This is a genomic window from Lacticaseibacillus daqingensis, from assembly GCF_003946115.1.
In the GTDB taxonomy this organism is placed as follows: Bacteria; Bacillota; Bacilli; order Lactobacillales; family Lactobacillaceae; genus Lacticaseibacillus; species Lacticaseibacillus daqingensis.
In genome coordinates this window covers 12,370-27,301 of record NZ_RHOH01000004.1, presented here as the reverse complement: position 1 = coordinate 27,301, position 14,932 = coordinate 12,370, and the positions used below count along the sequence as shown (strand labels likewise).

Annotated in this window: 13 protein-coding genes; 5 read left to right on the top strand and 8 right to left on the bottom strand. The window is 56.0% G+C overall.

All coding sequences use genetic code 11. The features are described from left to right. Positions 1–191: 191 nt before the first annotated feature. From hrcA to lepA, 5 genes are all read left to right on the top strand, one after another. A complete protein-coding gene (gene hrcA, locus EKM88_RS06290) occupies positions 192–1,235 on the top strand; it encodes a heat-inducible transcriptional repressor HrcA (protein WP_125704305.1) in 1,044 nt (347 codons plus the stop codon). A gap of 14 nt (positions 1,236–1,249) precedes the next feature. Beyond that, positions 1,250–1,810 (top strand): nucleotide exchange factor GrpE, encoded by a 561-nt coding sequence (gene grpE / locus EKM88_RS06285; RefSeq protein WP_263853029.1) that lies wholly within the window; start codon positions 1,250–1,252, stop codon positions 1,808–1,810. A gap of 39 nt (positions 1,811–1,849) precedes the next feature. Continuing rightward, complete coding sequence (gene dnaK / locus EKM88_RS06280) at positions 1,850–3,703, top strand: molecular chaperone DnaK (protein ID WP_125704301.1); 1,854 nt, start codon at positions 1,850–1,852, stop codon at positions 3,701–3,703. A 106-nt stretch (positions 3,704–3,809) separates the two neighbouring features. After that, positions 3,810–4,964, top strand: a complete 1,155-nt coding sequence (gene dnaJ / locus EKM88_RS06275; protein WP_125704299.1) for a molecular chaperone DnaJ — start codon at positions 3,810–3,812, stop codon at positions 4,962–4,964. A 159-nt stretch (positions 4,965–5,123) separates the two neighbouring features. After that, the gene (gene lepA, locus EKM88_RS06270; protein ID WP_125704297.1) at positions 5,124–6,962 is read left to right on the top strand and encodes a translation elongation factor 4; all 1,839 of its coding nucleotides are present in this window, start codon (positions 5,124–5,126) and stop codon (positions 6,960–6,962) included. Between the two features lie 472 nt (positions 6,963–7,434). On the opposite strand, the gene EKM88_RS06265 is transcribed toward lepA, so the two are convergent. The 8 genes from EKM88_RS06265 to EKM88_RS06235 form a co-directional block, all read right to left on the bottom strand. After that, a complete protein-coding gene (locus EKM88_RS06265; RefSeq protein WP_164512025.1) occupies positions 7,435–7,749 on the bottom strand; it encodes a hypothetical protein in 315 nt (104 codons plus the stop codon). A 69-nt stretch (positions 7,750–7,818) separates the two neighbouring features. Next, positions 7,819–8,598, bottom strand: a complete 780-nt coding sequence (locus EKM88_RS06260; RefSeq protein ID WP_164512024.1) for a hypothetical protein — start codon at positions 8,596–8,598, stop codon at positions 7,819–7,821. A gap of 249 nt (positions 8,599–8,847) precedes the next feature. Beyond that, entirely contained in the window at positions 8,848–9,024 is a 177-nt protein-coding gene (locus tag EKM88_RS13285; RefSeq protein WP_164512023.1) for a hypothetical protein, read from the bottom strand. A gap of 49 nt (positions 9,025–9,073) precedes the next feature. Beyond that, the gene (locus tag EKM88_RS06255) at positions 9,074–10,624 is read right to left on the bottom strand and encodes a zinc ribbon domain-containing protein (protein ID WP_164512022.1); all 1,551 of its coding nucleotides are present in this window, start codon (positions 10,622–10,624) and stop codon (positions 9,074–9,076) included. Between the two features lie 102 nt (positions 10,625–10,726). Next, positions 10,727–11,614, bottom strand: coding sequence for a DUF6574 domain-containing protein (locus EKM88_RS06250; RefSeq protein ID WP_125704289.1), 888 nt, complete (start codon positions 11,612–11,614; stop codon positions 10,727–10,729). 46 nt (positions 11,615–11,660) lie between these two features. Next, the gene (locus EKM88_RS06245) at positions 11,661–12,179 is read right to left on the bottom strand and encodes a hypothetical protein (RefSeq protein ID WP_125704287.1); all 519 of its coding nucleotides are present in this window, start codon (positions 12,177–12,179) and stop codon (positions 11,661–11,663) included. Between the two features lie 334 nt (positions 12,180–12,513). Beyond that, a complete protein-coding gene (locus EKM88_RS06240) occupies positions 12,514–14,298 on the bottom strand; it encodes a helix-turn-helix domain-containing protein (RefSeq protein ID WP_125704285.1) in 1,785 nt (594 codons plus the stop codon). Positions 14,299–14,526: 228 nt separating this feature from the next. Beyond that, positions 14,527–14,853: a hypothetical protein gene (locus EKM88_RS06235; RefSeq protein ID WP_125704283.1), complete on the bottom strand. Its 327-nt coding sequence runs from the start codon at positions 14,851–14,853 to the stop codon at positions 14,527–14,529. Positions 14,854–14,932 lie beyond the last annotated feature (79 nt).

Below are 14,932 nucleotides of genomic sequence, written 5' to 3'. Positions count from 1 at the left end.
CCGCGATCCGGTCGCGGTCTTTTTGGTGTCCCGCGGTGCGCTGGATGTTGCGGCGCGGCCCACCAAATCCCGGTTCAGCCCTCAGTCGTAAGGCTGATTTGGCAGAAGCGGGTTGACATTGCTAATGGCAGTTGGTATATTATTCATTGTGTTAGCACTCATTGTTTGCCAGTGCTAAAAGAGGTGGGAATATGTTGACGAAACGCCAACTGCTCGTCTTGAAGGAGATCATTCGGCTATTCACTGAAAGTGGTCAGCCAGTCGGATCGAAGACGTTAATGGAAGAGCTGCCGATCCACGTCAGCTCGGCCACGATCCGCAATGATATGGCGGCCTTAGAAGAGCAGGGATTGATTACTAAAACACACAGTAGCTCAGGGCGGGTGCCGTCGACGCGGGGCTACCGGTACTACCTGGACAACCTGGTGGAACCGGCGGCCGCCACGCCAAACGAGATCGCCGCGATCCAGCAGGGTTTTGGCGGCCATTTTTACAAGATCGATGAGATCGTGGCCCAAAGCGCCCGCATCTTGTCGAACTTGACCAGCTACACCGCCATCAGCCTTGGCCCTGAGGTGGCCAACATTCGCCTGACCGGTTTTCGGATGGTGCCATTAGGCAATCACCAGGTCATGGCCATTCTGGTCACCAGCAACGGCAATGTGGAGAATCAGTTGTTCACGCTGCCGCCTGAGGTGGATTCCGGTGAGGTCGAAAAAGCGATCCGCATCATCAACGATCAGCTGGTCGGACTGCCGCTGGGCCAGGTGGCGCAGAAGCTGCAAGCCGACGTGCCGGCCGTCTTGTTCAAGTACATGACCAGCCCGAACGGTTTCCTCGACATCTTCGGCAACGTCTTGCAAAAAGCGGCGGCCGAGCGCTTTTATGTTGGGGGCCGACTGAACCTGATGGATTATGTCGAAGACGGCGACGTGGGCCAGATCAAGCGGCTGCTCGCAATGATGGAGCCTGAGCAAGGGGCCATCAATCAGTTGCTGAATCCGGCCATGGTGTCGGACTTGCAGGTGCGGCTGGGCTCTGAGCTCACGCCGGACGCCTTGGCGAACCTGAGTGTGATCACCGCCAAGTATAGCGTGGGCGAGCACGGGACGGGCATGATCGCCCTGATCGGGCCGACCCAGATGCCGTACTCGAAGATGATCGGTCTGTTGACCACCTTCCGTGAGGAGCTCGCCAAGCGGCTGACCAACTATTACACCCATTTTGATCAATGACAAAGGAGGGGCCCATGACGGATAAAGAAAAAGCGCCGGCAACCGACGCAAAAGAAACCCCGTCACTCAAAGACGAGATCGCCGCAGAAATGCAGGCAGACTTAGCGGATGAAGTGCAAACCGCAGATGTCGATGTCGAGGCGCTGCTCAAGGAGCGCGATGACTTCGAGGACAAGTACCTGCGGGCAGCCGCGGAAATCAGCAACATGAACAACCGCTTCAAAAAGGAGCGGGCGCAGTTGCTGAAGTACGATGGTCAAAAGCTTGCGACCGCCGTGTTGCCAGTGCTGGATAACCTGGCGCGGGCACTTGACACGACGGTCACGGAAGACGGCGCTGAGTCGCTGAAAAAGGGCGTTGAAATGGTGTACACGCACCTCGATAACGCCCTCAAGGAAGCGGCCGTCACGGAGATCGATGCCAGCGGCAAGTTTGACCCGACGCTGCATCAGGCCGTCCAAACCGTCCCGGCTGACGCCGAGCACGAAAAGGACACCGTTGTCACCGTGCTTCAAAAGGGTTACATGCTTAAAGACCGGGTGCTCCGGCCGGCGATGGTTGTTGTCGCCAATTAAAATTAAGTAGACAAAAAACGATTAAGAAGGGATTCTAACATGAGTAAAGTTATTGGGATTGACTTAGGGACCACCAACTCTGCCGTTGCGGTACTTGAAGGCGGCGAACCAAAGATCATCACGAACCCAGAAGGCAACCGCACCACGCCTTCCGTCGTTGCGTTCAAAGACGGCGAGATCCAGGTCGGCGAAGTGGCCAAGCGCCAAGCCATCACCAACCCGGACACCATCATGTCCATCAAGCGTCACATGGGTGAAGCGGGCTACACCGTGAAGGTCGGCGACAAGGAATACACCCCACAGGAAATCTCCGCGATGATCCTGCAATACATCAAGAAGTTCGCCGAAGACTACCTGGGCGAAGAAGTCACCGAAGCCGTTGTGACGGTACCGGCCTACTTCAACGACTCCCAACGTCAGGCGACCAAGGATGCCGGTAAGATCGCGGGCTTGAACGTGTCCCGGATCGTCAACGAACCGACTGCCTCCAGCCTGGCTTACGGCCTGGATAAGTCCGATAAGGAAGAAAAAGTCCTGGTTTACGACCTGGGTGGTGGGACCTTTGACGTCTCCATCCTGCAGCTCGGCGACGGCGTGTTCGAAGTGCTGTCCACGAACGGGGACACCCACCTGGGCGGGGACGATTTTGACAACAAGATCATCGACTGGCTCGTGGCGGAATTCAAGTCTGAAAACGGCATTGACCTGAGCAAGGACAAGATGGCGATGCAACGGCTGAAGGATGCCGCTGAAAAGGCTAAGAAGGACCTGTCCGGCGTCTCTTCTACACAGATCTCCCTGCCGTTCATCTCTGCCGGCGCGAACGGCCCGCTGCACTTGGAACGCACACTGACCCGCGCGCAGTTCGACCAAATGACCGAAGACCTCGTTCAGCAAACCAAGATCCCAGTCGACAATGCGCTCCGCGATGCCGGCCTGACCAACGCTGACATCGACAAGGTGATCCTGAACGGGGGCTCCACGCGGATCCCTGCCGTTCAAGACGCTGTGAAGTCCTGGACCGGCAAGGAACCCGACCACTCCATCAACCCTGACGAAGCCGTTGCCCTCGGTGCGGCCGTGCAAGGTGGGGTCATTTCCGGTGACGTCAAGGACGTGGTGCTGCTCGATGTGACGCCACTGTCCCTGGGGATCGAAACGATGGGTGGCGTGTTCACCAAGCTGATTGACCGCAACACGACGATCCCAACGTCTAAGAGCCAGGTCTTCTCCACGGCAGCCGACAACCAGCCGGCCGTTGACATCCACGTCCTGCAAGGCGAACGCCCAATGGCCGCAGACAACAAGACCCTGGGTCGCTTCCAGTTGACCGACATCCCATCCGCCCCACGTGGCGTGCCACAAATCGAAGTGAAGTTTGACATCGATAAGAACGGGATCGTGCAGGTTTCCGCCAAGGACCTCGGCACCGGTAAGTCCCAGAACATCACCATCAAGAGCTCGTCAGGCCTGTCCGATGACGAAATCGACCGCATGATGAAGGAAGCCAAGGAAAACGAGGAAGCCGACACCAAGCGCAAGGAAGAAGTTGACTTGAAGAACGACGTTGACCAGTTGTTGTTCCAGACGGACAAGACTCTGACCGAACTCAAGGGCAAGGTGTCCGACGACGAAATCAAGAAGGCTGAAGACGCCAAGGAAGCTCTCAAGAAGGCGCAACAAGAAAACAACATCGAAGACATGAAGGCCAAGCGCGACGACCTGAACAAGCTCGTTCAGGACATGACGGTCAAGATGTACGAAGAAGCCCAAAAGGCGCAGGCAGCAGCCGGTGCCCAAGGGGACGCGGCAGGGGCCACGCAAGCCGACGATAAGAAGTCAGACGATGACACCATCGATGGCGAGTACAAAGACGTCAACGATAACAAGTAGCCCTTTGCGGTGACTGAAAAGCCGAAGCCCCGGCGGCTTTGGCTTTTTAGTTCAACTGTGTTATCCTAAGGCGCACTGAGTGAAATTACGGAACTGAGGAGACAATATGGCAGAGCAGAAAGATTACTATGACATTCTGGGTGTCAGCCGCGATGCTGACGATGCGACCATCAAACGGGCCTTCCGCCAGCTGTCCAAGAAGTACCACCCGGACATTAACCACGAGCCCGGCGCGGAACAAAAATTCAAAGATATCAACGAGGCCTACCAAGTCCTTTCTGACCCGCAAAAGCGTGCGGCCTTTGATCAGTACGGCTCTGCCGATGGCCCCCAAGGGTTCGGTGGGGGCGGTTATGGCCAAGGCTTCTCCGGGTTTGGTGGCGGCGGTGCGCAAGGCTTTGGCGGCTTTGATGACATTTTCAGCCAGTTCTTCGGCGGCGGGCAAGGCGGCGGCCAGTCCGCAGCCGGCCCGCGGCAAGGCGCCGACCTGCAGTACCGCATGGACCTGACCTTCACGGAGGCCGTGTTTGGCAAGAAGACCAAGATTTCCTATGACCGCGAGGCGATGTGTCACACCTGTGGTGGGAGCGGCGCAAAGCCTGGCACCAGCCCCGTGACCTGTTCTAAGTGTCACGGCGCTGGCTACATCCAAGTGCAGCGCAACACCCCGCTGGGTGCAATGATGACCCAGCAGGTCTGCGATGTCTGCGGTGGTACTGGGAAAGAGATCAAGGACAAGTGCGTGGACTGCCACGGCACCGGTCACCAGAAGGAGCGGCACACCATCGACGTGTCCGTGCCAGCCGGGGTCGAAGACGGCCAGCAGATGCGGTTGCGTGAAGCCGGTGAGGCCGGCACCAACGGCGGCCCTTACGGGGACCTGTTCATCGTCTTCCGGGTCGCACCAAGCAGCAAGTTCCAGCGTGACGGGGCGACAATTTATATGCAAATGACCATCAGCTTCGCCCAAGCGGCGCTGGGGGATGCCATCAACGTCGACACCGTTCACGGGCCTGTTGAGCTGAAGATCCCCGCCGGCACCCAGACGGACACCAAGTTCCGCCTGCGGGGCAAGGGGGCGCCGCACTTGCAAGGCACCGGCACCGGTGATCAGATCGTCACCGTGACAGTGAAGACGCCGAAGAACCTTAACCAGAAGCAAAAGGATGCGTTGATGCAGTTTGCCGCGGCCAGCGGTGAGGACGTGACCCCGCATGAAGGCTCACTGTTCGATAAAGTGCGTGACGCCTTCAAGAAGTAACGTGGCAGTTGCGCCGGTTGGGGTTTAGCGCCCCAATGCCGCACAACGATTCCAGAGCAGTCCGAGACAGTGGGCCGAGACATTTTGTCCCGGCCCACTTTTTCGGTTATACTAGAAGTTAACCAAACCACTGAAACGACAGAGAAAGAGGCTATTGGATTGGACAAAGCAGAACTGCTGACCCGCCAGCAACACATCCGCAACTTTTCGATCGTGGCGCACATCGACCACGGCAAGTCGACGCTTGCCGACCGCATTCTGGAGTTGACGGACACCATCGCCAAGCGTGACATGCAGGCCCAGGTCCTCGACGACATGCCCCTGGAGCGCGAGCGCGGCATCACGATCAAACTCAACGCGGTCGAGTTGCACTACAAGGCGCAAGACGGCGAAACCTACATCTTCCACCTGATCGACACGCCCGGCCACGTGGACTTTTCGTATGAAGTCAGCCGCAGCCTGGCCGCCTGTGAAGGGGCGCTGCTGCTGGTGGACGCAGCGCAAGGGGTCGAGGCCCAGACGTTAGCCAACGTTTATTTGGCGCTGGATGACGACCTTGAGATCGTGCCGATCATCAACAAAGTCGACCTGCCAAGCGCCCAGCCCGACGTCGTTAAGGAAGAAATCGAAGAGATGATCGGCCTGGACGCCTCCGAGGCGATTTTGACCAGCGCCAAAACCGGTCTGGGCATTCCGGAGGTGCTCGAGCGCATCGTCTCGGACATTCCCGCGCCAAGCGGCGACATTGACGCCCCACTTGAGGCGTTGATCTTCGATTCCGTCTACGATTCCTACCGCGGCGTCGTGCTGGCCGTGCGCATCAAGGAGGGGATGGTCCGCCCCGGCGACACCATCCAGCTGATGAGCAACGGCAAGACCTTTGAAGTGACCGAAGTCGGCGTGATGTCCCCCAAGGCCGTCCAAAAAGACTTCCTGATGGTCGGCGACGTGGGGTACATCACCGCCAGCATCAAGACCATTCAGGACACCCGTGTGGGGGACACCGTGACCCTGGCTAACCGTCCCGCGCAAAAGGCGCTGGCGGGCTTTCGCAAGATTACGCCGATGGTGTACTCCGGGCTGTTCCCGGTCGATAACGCCAAGTTCAACGACTTGCGCGAGGCGCTTGAGAAGCTGCAGCTCAACGATGCCGCGCTGGAATTTCAGCCGGAAACCTCCCAGGCTCTCGGCTTTGGCTTCCGCTGCGGCTTCCTCGGGTTGCTCCACATGGACGTGGTGCAGGAGCGCCTGGAGCGCGAGTTCAACCTGGACCTCATCATGACCGCACCGAGCGTGGACTACGAGGTCAACATGACGGATGGCACCACGCTGACCATCGACAATCCGGCCGAGCTGCCGGAACCCAGCGAGATCAAAGCGATCCGCGAGCCGTTCGTCAAAGCCAGCGTGATGGTTCCGAACGACTACGTGGGCGCGGTGATGGAAATCGCCCAGCGCAAGCGCGGGGAGTTCGTCACCATGGACTACCTCGACAAGTACCGCGTCAACGTCATCTACAACCTGCCGCTGTCCGAGATCATCTACGACTTTTTCGATGACCTGAAGTCCTCTACCAAGGGCTACGCGAGCCTCGATTACGAAATCACCGGCTACCGCGAAAGCGAGCTGGTGAAGATGGACATCCTGCTCAACGGGGACCCGGTCGATGCGCTGAGTACCATCGTGCACAAGGATTTTGCCTTCGAGCGTGGCCGCGCGATCGTTGCCAAGCTGAAGGAAACCATTCCGCGCCAGCAGTTCGAGATCCCGATCCAGGCCGCCATCGGCAACAAGATCATTGCGCGCAGCACCGTCAAGGCCTACCGCAAGAACGTCCTGGCGAAGTGTTACGGAGGGGACATCACCCGTAAGCGCAAGCTGCTGGAGAAGCAGAAGGCCGGGAAGAAGCGCATGAAGGCCGTGGGGAGCGTGGAAGTGCCGCAGGAAGCGTTCATGAGTATCTTGAACATGAACGAGGACGATACCAAGGGCAAGTAGCGGCAGGTAAGCCTTTTGCTGGGGAGATAGCGATGGCTTAGTCTGGTTTGCCAACGCAGGTGTCTGTCGGAGGCACAAACAAGTTTAAAGAGTCTGGCTGAATTTCCTTCGTTTTGGCGTTTGCCAACGAGAGGGGTTCAGCCTTTTTTACGTCTCGGGTCGGCCGTCAAAGATGGTATCGTTCCCCATATCTTCGGTAATCGGCAGGCGTAAGGCGATTGTGGCCAGTCTGGCATTGCCAAGTGATTCCTGGAGGATCAAATTTGACCCAAAGCGGTTTTGACTAAGGAAGCGGCTGAAGAAGGGATTCAGGCTAACCTTCGGGCACCACTGAATGACGTCCGGTTCGTAAAAATCATCGATGATTGGCGCGGAGCACAAAAAATCCCCCTGTAATCATCAGATGAACGACGTGCATTCATCTAATAATCACAAAGGGGAATGATTGCAGCCTTCACCGCCTTGGTTTGGGCTAGTTCTTGCCGGCCATGACGGTAAAGCTGAGCCCCATGATTGCTTCGAGCGATTTTAGCGTCTCACTGCCACCGGGGTCTTTGTTCATCATGAAGTGCCAGGCCGCAGGGGTTCTTGGCACCTTGGTCGCCGCGCCGTCCAGCCAGAGGTGAAGCTGATAGCGGTTAACGTCGTAGGCCCCGCGGACCGCGGGGATGATGCGGGCATCGCCCAGCTCAATCTCCGTGTGCAGGTAGGCGGCCACGTGGGCGACGAAGTGGGTGAAGCTGATGTCCATGAAGCAAATCTCGCCGGTGGCTTGGTAGCGTGCCATGAAAATAGGGTGAGCCACACTGATCACCTCGGTTCCGTCTAGCGTTGAAGCTGAAGGCCCGGAAGTTTGCTAATACCGCATAAATGGATCCCGTGCGGCTCTGCTCTCCAGCGATGAGATGGCACCCGCTAAGGCCGCCCGCGCCCTTTCGGCATCGCTCGCAAACTGGTCAACTTCTTTCGAATATTCGGTGACGTTGGCTGACACGCTGTCAATCGCTTTTTCAAGCTGCTCTTGAGTGGCCTGAATGGCTTGCGAGGCGATGATGGAAGATTCCTCAACTTCGTCATGCAGCTGGTTGAACTGGGCGAAAATCCGTTTGTTCGCCTCGTCTGCTTTTAGTGCTTGCAAGGCGCCGGCCCAATTGGAGGCGCCGCCGTCGATCAAAATCTGATGGATTTTGACCAATCTGGGGAAGTCGTGCAGCATCTTGGGCGGGAAATATTGCGCGTTGTCCAGGACAATCCAGCTGTAATCGGCGTCGCGCGGGCCGATTTGCTTGATCAACTCATTGAGTTCATAGGTGGGCTCAAGATTCAACGAATCGATAGTTTCATCAAGCTGGTACCGTTTTCGGAGATCGGTGTCGGTAAGTTGTGGATTATCTTCTTGAAATTGGCGGTCCAGGTCGTCCAGTTTTCTTTCTTCTTGAACTTGGCGTTGGTTTTCGCGGATCTCACGGTGGTACGCGCGGCGCTCCTGAAACCCGGCGACCAGTTCAGACGTTGAGAGAAAGTGTTGAACCAATTTGATGATTGTTGCCGCGATTAGTCCAAAAAATAGTGCGATTTGGAAGATTCCAACCGGTATGGCAACGAGATAGCTGGTGAACGTCAAACGTTCTGTCACGGTAAAGAGCCAGTAAAACAAAATCGCACCGGCGATAATTGCCCACCAACTAATGTTGAGGGAATGCGATTTTTTCGCGTTAACGTTCTTTGCTGCGACAGGGTGGGTGTAACGATTGGGATTCAGCGTCTGATCTTTGTAGGCATCGAAGCGTGCCGTTTCATCCTCGATGGCGACGTTGCGCGCCTCGACGATTGCCTGGTGAGTCTTGGCGGTGGTGGCACGAATGTTTTTCTGCGAATTGACTGCCTAAATGAGGATCTGCAGTCTTGAAATCAACTCGCCGACGGGCATTGCGTGCAGTCTTTCAATGCTTTCCGCGTTCCACTGGTAGGTGGGTGCGGTCCACTCCCCGTCGTGATCGAGCGTGCTTAATTTCTGATCTGCAGCATCAAAATTGGAATCATATTGTGGTGTGTCGTTCATTTTCATCCTTCCCCGATTTCATGATTGCTAATGGCCTCCTCTAAGTGCGTTAATAGGAACGTGTCGAGTCGCCGGTTGAATCCTTGCCTTCGTTGGCGTTGTTGTCGTAGACCTTGGTGAGTTTCGGGTCGAGCGCCGATATCTTATACGTAGCATCCCCGTACTCATCTTTGCCGGATTTGACGACGGTCATCGTTGAGTTGAAAGTTTGGATGCGTTCGTTTTTTTCATAGTCCGTGTAAGAAACGTGGTAGGTGACGTCGTAGTCCACTTTGTACGTGTCCTTATCGGTCATCTCGACGGAGCGAACGTTGCTGCCAAAGCTGATCGACGAAACGTCCGTGCGCTTCGCATAAGAATCGCCGATGCCTTGCCAGAACTTGTAGGCGTCGCTGTTCGTGTCGGTGAAGTATTGGCCCAGCTTCGCCTCGCTATCGGTATCTTTGGAGGATAAATACTGAACGTCGTAGAACATGTCTCGGAGGGTGACGTCGAAATCGTTCGTGGTCAAGGTGTTTTCATTATTTAACCTAATTTCCGTATCCACGCTTCGTCCATCCCCGAAAAAGTCATCCACCTTAAACTCGGTCGTTGTGACTTTGCCTCCGTCAAATTGTTTCTCAACCCAGAACCTCATACTCTTTTGTAACGCAATCGGGCCGATGATCGTCTTGCCATTTTTGATGGTACCCAGCTTGTCGCCATAGTTGTCGACCACCGTGCCGCCTTCCAGGTTCGAATTGACGATCAGTTTGATTGTGGCAAAGTCGAAATTTGCGATGCCTTGAGAACCGGAATGGCTGATGGTCTGTTTGTCCGTGTACTTAACCTTTTTTCCCTTGATGGTTCCTATCGCCACGAAGGTATGAACCCCTGGCAGCATAGGGCCAGCTTTGGCCTTTCGTTTGCTTGCGGTCGAGGTCAAGATTTTGGCGCCATCTAACGTTACCGTGACCCCGGTACGGCCCACGTAAAGGGACACGTAGGCGGGGTTATCATAGCTAATCACGTATTTCGGAAACAGCAGCAGGTGCTTTCCGCGTTCGGCGAGGACCATGCCGTAATCCGTTCGGCCGCTTGTGCGTAAGCCGTTGGTGAATTGGTTCAGCCGTTGTTTGTCCGCCCGTAGGTAGGCGAGGAAGGGCTTAACCTTGCCGGCGGTAATCTTGAGCGCTGAGTCTGTCGTGGTAATCTCCTTGGCCACAGTGGCGGCAGAGCCAGTGCGGATGTCCGCAGCCAGCCGATCAATTTGGCGCGTCGGGGAATAATACTGTTTAAGCCCGATGTAGGTCCCAATTAGAAGGACCGCGGCCGCACCGATGATGGCAATCAGCCGCTTCTTTTTCCTGCTCAGCGGCCGGTTCGCCCGGGTCGGTGTCTGTGACAGTGGTGCGGCTTGCTTTGGCGTAGCGGTCGATTTTGCGCTGGTCTGACTGGGTGTAGGCGTTTCGGCTTTACTTTGACGCAAATCGAACCCACAGTTCGGACAGAAGGTGTCGGTCGCCGCGACCGGCGCGCCACAGTTAGGGCAAAATTGATTCGGGGTGGCGCCGGCCCCGCGATCTGCCATGTAATAGAACCTCGTTGTCATGATCATCATCAAGTGGAATTCACCTTTTCCGCCTTTAGCCAAAAAGGTGAATTGCCCACCTACTCCTTTCCTTATCCGCAGCGTCCAATCTGACGCTGCAGGCGATTACCGTTAAAGGCCGAGCGTGCTCGAAAGCATTGAAAACAGTGAGCTGCCGAAAATCCCAAAGAGGATGAGGTTGATCAGCGTCATCCCCAAGGTGATCAGCACCAGCAGGTACAGCGAATCGAGGCCATTTTTAGCCGGAGAAGATAAGCCGTACTGATAAAAGGCAACCGATTGGAAAAGTAAGTTCAGCGCAATCATCAGGACCAACAAGAAGATGATGCTGACGCCACCGATGAGGCTGAGAAGGGCGGCCGCGGCGCTAATCAGGACGGTGATGGAAAGGCGTTGTTCGTAGTTGTTCAGGCTAGCGAGAAACGGCGTCTTGGTCTTGCTCAACGTCCGGTGCACCAGATAGGCTCCGAGAAAGGAGACGAATTGAATGGCGGCGAGCAGAATGAACAGCCGGAAGCCGGTGCCGAAGACCAATGAACCGGTCGTCTGGCTGACGGACTCGGAGAAGCCGCTGGCCGATCCCCCGAAGAGACTCTCCAGCGAGCTGGAGGCGTTGTTGGCCATGTTCGCGCCGCTAACGAGCGGCTTGAGGAACGCGATGGTGGTGAAGAGGGTGACCAAAGCCAGTGACGCGAGCCCAAAGTACGGGTGCCCGGTGCCATCGGAGCGGCTAGGCTTCTTGATTCCGGCAAGCAGCCAGGCCCAGTAATTCAGCCCCGCCTGCTTGACCTTATCAAGTGACTCATTCGACCGCGTTGTTGACGATGGGGTGGTCGGCGCGGCGGCCGTAGTCGACGCTGCGTCTGGTTTGGCTACCGGCTGGGTCTTGGCTTCAACAGGCTTGGCTTCTGCCGCCGCCTCGGCGAAATTAAAGCCGCAGTTGGTGCAGAATTTTGCGGCGAGTGCCTGCTCAGAGCCACATTGTGGACATGTTTTCATAAAAATCTTCCTTTCCTTGACGCGCTACTGCGCGCGCTGGCTGCTTCTACTTCAGGCCTTGGACTTTGAAGGTATGCGGCTTGAGCGCAATGTTGTAGTGATCGGCCTGGGCTTGCGTGATATTCAATTTGACGGTCACGGTGTCGCCATTTTTAAGGGACTCTCTAGGCGTGATTGCCAGTTTTTCCGCCATTTTCAATGCCGTGGTCACGCTGGTTTTGAATTTGGTGCCCTCGGCTTTGCTGCTGCCAACTAATGAGTCAAAGGTGTCCTCGTCCCATTTGTCATAATCGGTTTTATCCATGTACTTGATCAAATCTTTGTTTAATTTATCCGTCTTGGCCACGGCGACGATGACGTTCTTCATGAATTTGTACGTCGTTTTTTTGGAAAGTTCCACCGAACCATCCTTGTTACTCCCGGTAAAGCCAATCTGATAGTCCGCCAAGACGTCCGTCTTCGCATTGCTCCGCCACACCCCGAAACCAATGGCCAGCAGAATGACGGCAGCGGCTAGCCATACCCAAAGCCGAAACTTCTGATAAATGCTTGTATTCTTCTCCATAATCCAACCCTCTCCTTGTTCTCACCCAGTGTGAATTGATAATGGCACGCGGTTCTGGCGTCACAGGCATTACCCAAATGCGATGTGTGTCGGCAACGACAATCCGGATTGTTCGGAAGGCATAAAAATAGCCAACCGTGAGGAGGAATGACGCGCCTGGTCTACATGCTCCTAAAATCTTAGGAATATGCAACTCGTGCTTGCATCGTTCTATCCAATTGGTTAGCTAACCGATTTTTTTCGATTTGTATACGCCGACATTGTACCGTGTATTACAGTTTGATGCAATACTAGTGCGTGATTTGTTACCCCGAACAACTAATGGTGGGGAGGCTTATGCTTGTATGTCCTGCCGCCCCTTGCCGGCGTATGTTTCAAACCACCAGCGTTGGTGCGCTGCGGCGCCATCGTATGGGTTGAGCAGGCGAACATCTGCAAGGTGTTGCGCGGCCTGAGCGCGCACGGCTGGTGAGTCCGTGAGGTAGCTGTCGCCCAAGGTACGGATCGTCGCAATATCGCCGTATGACCACCAGGAGTACGGCTGGCATTTATCCGGGGTGAAGAAGTTGCGCGCCAATGGGATTATTGCCGGCACCGAGAAGAACACCGCACCAAAGACGAAACTAGCAGCCATGTCATAGATGGCTTGTTCCGCCCAGGTATGACGCGGCAAGGCGGCGGTTACCGCTTGGAAAAATGGAATCAGGAATGGTTGGGTGATGCTGTTGACGGCAAATGAGACGCCCTCAGCTTCCAGTGACCCGAGGTGATCGAGCGATTGAAGGTAGGTGATGATGGCGGTCTGTTCTTCATCGGACAGATCGGCAAACATCGGGTCGTCTGCTGGAAAAAGGGCCAAGTCTTGCCACTGAAGCACGGTTCGTAACCCGCGATTGAGCATGATCCGCAAGCCGGCGGGGAAATCAGCCGCCAGGGCGGCGAACTCGGCGAGGACCGTAAAGAAATCTTGTCGGGTATAGCCGGCGGTATCGGCCTGGCGACCCATGTATTCGAGCTTGATGTGGTACTGGCGAAAAAGGCTGACCGAGTCGCTGCTCATTTCAAGTGAGGATAAGGGTAGCCCAAGGTGGCGCAACAGCGTCAGCGTGTTGAGAAAGGCCAGCTGGGTCTTGCCTTGCTCGAAGCGGGACTGGGCCGGCGTGGACCAGCCATCTGCGACATCAGCCAGGGTGAGCCCGAGTTGCTTGCGCCGTAGTGCTAGAGTCGGCCCGACTAGGAGCGCGTGGTCTGCTGGGACGGCTAGCGCGGCCTTGTCCGTTGGTTTGAGTGCCGTGTTGTAGTGGCAGGGCTGATCGCGCTGACAACGCGCTGCCAGGCGGGTCAGCCAACTGGCCAGTGGTGCGGCTTGCATCCGTGCGAGTGCATCAGTGATGGGGTCGATCGATTCGCCCTTAGCCAAGTCAATGATTGCTTGGAGTTGCGGCATCGCGTTATTGAAGTGTGCAACGAGTGCAGGGATCTCAATGATTCGTTGTAGGTCCGAGGCCACTTGCTGCCGCAGGGCGGCATCGTTACGGCTGATGGCGATGCTACCGACCAGCCAAAGGTTATTATTTTGGAAGCCGAGCTGCTTCCCGGTCAACGCGGCCAATTGCGCCCAGACGCTGCTCAGAAGCTCATAGCTAGCAAACGGTAAGGTGGCGACAACGAGAAACTGCTCCGGCGCATGCCAAAAGGCCGGATATGCCAGCAGTTGCGCTAGGTGCTGTTCGTAGGCAGGCGGAAGCGGCTTGTCGTCAGTTAAGGTGCAGTTCAGCCAAGGCAATGCCGCTTGGTACTGCGCCTGCAAGTTGGGGGCAAACGGGGAATCAGCGAGGTAAGCCGCGACCTTGGCTTGGATCGCCGCCCGGTCGTCTGCGATCACATCGGATAAAATGACCGGAAAGCACTGGCCGGATGATGCGAGGAAGTCGTTGAGGTCGTACGGACCCATGCCGATGTTGAACATCAACTTCGTAGCGTTACTCAGACTGATGTCGCTTTTGCCGCGCTCAAAGTACGAGATCGAAGCAGGGTTGAGGCCATTTGCGGCCTGATCTAAGGTCAGATGCCGTTCTTTGCGAAACTGTTGAAAAAACGCGCCAATTGATTCTGTCATCAAGCATTCCTCCGTTGTTATCGGCTAAGCATTCAGGGCTTGGCGGCAACGACGCAACCGGTGCAGATAAAAATTATGGTCCCATTATAACGCCCCAAGCAAATCCACTGTCAACTCAGCGCCCTTGCTGGCGAGCAGTGGGTCGTTAAGCGGCGGGTTTGCGAGCGCGAAATGCGACAAAAATGTTCTGGCGTAATAAAAAGGCGGCCCCACAGCCGCCTTCAGAAATCAAAATTCAGTTTTGTCCACCTCGGACAGCGTGGTCTCCGGCATCTTCAGCCCCATGTCGGTGGCCAGTGTTTGCTTGGCGTCGGCACGGGTCTTGATTTGGTCCATGTTCCAGACGATATTTTCAATTTCGCCACCGGCAAAATCGAAGGGTTCCGCGTAGATGTAGCCTTTTTCCTGCTTCTTTTCGCGGGCCTTGGTCAGCTCGGCGGACAATTCGCGCGTGTAGTCGCGGTCCTTCAAGTCGGGCAATTCCTTTTCGGTGACGAATCCTTGGGTGTTGATCGCGTCTTCTGCGACGCGCAGTGCTTCGGCAGTAGCTGCCATATTCATCTCTCCTATCTGCTCAGTCGCTGATTGGAGTCGGGCTGGTGTGATTACGCCCTCATTATAACACCGAATCGGT

What these genes read in the sequence shown, in the direction of transcription:
- hrcA (WP_125704305.1), top strand. Translation starts at nt 192, where the DNA reads ATGTTGACGAAACGCCAACTGCTCGTCTTGAAGGAGATCATTCGGCTA.
- grpE (WP_263853029.1), top strand. Translation starts at nt 1,250, where the DNA reads ATGACGGATAAAGAAAAAGCGCCGGCAACCGACGCAAAAGAAACCCCG.
- dnaK (WP_125704301.1), top strand. Translation starts at nt 1,850, where the DNA reads ATGAGTAAAGTTATTGGGATTGACTTAGGGACCACCAACTCTGCCGTT.
- dnaJ (WP_125704299.1), top strand. Translation starts at nt 3,810, where the DNA reads ATGGCAGAGCAGAAAGATTACTATGACATTCTGGGTGTCAGCCGCGAT.
- EKM88_RS06265 (WP_164512025.1), bottom strand. Translation starts at nt 7,749, where the DNA reads ATGGCACGCTACCAAGCCACCGGCGAGATTTGCTTCATGGACATCAGC.
- EKM88_RS13285 (WP_164512023.1), bottom strand. Translation starts at nt 9,024, where the DNA reads ATGAACGACACACCACAATATGATTCCAATTTTGATGCTGCAGATCAG.
- EKM88_RS06255 (WP_164512022.1), bottom strand. Translation starts at nt 10,624, where the DNA reads ATGATGATCATGACAACGAGGTTCTATTACATGGCAGATCGCGGGGCC.
- EKM88_RS06250 (WP_125704289.1), bottom strand. Translation starts at nt 11,614, where the DNA reads ATGAAAACATGTCCACAATGTGGCTCTGAGCAGGCACTCGCCGCAAAA.
- EKM88_RS06245 (WP_125704287.1), bottom strand. Translation starts at nt 12,179, where the DNA reads ATGGAGAAGAATACAAGCATTTATCAGAAGTTTCGGCTTTGGGTATGG.
- EKM88_RS06240 (WP_125704285.1), bottom strand. Translation starts at nt 14,298, where the DNA reads ATGACAGAATCAATTGGCGCGTTTTTTCAACAGTTTCGCAAAGAACGG.
- EKM88_RS06235 (WP_125704283.1), bottom strand. Translation starts at nt 14,853, where the DNA reads ATGGCAGCTACTGCCGAAGCACTGCGCGTCGCAGAAGACGCGATCAAC.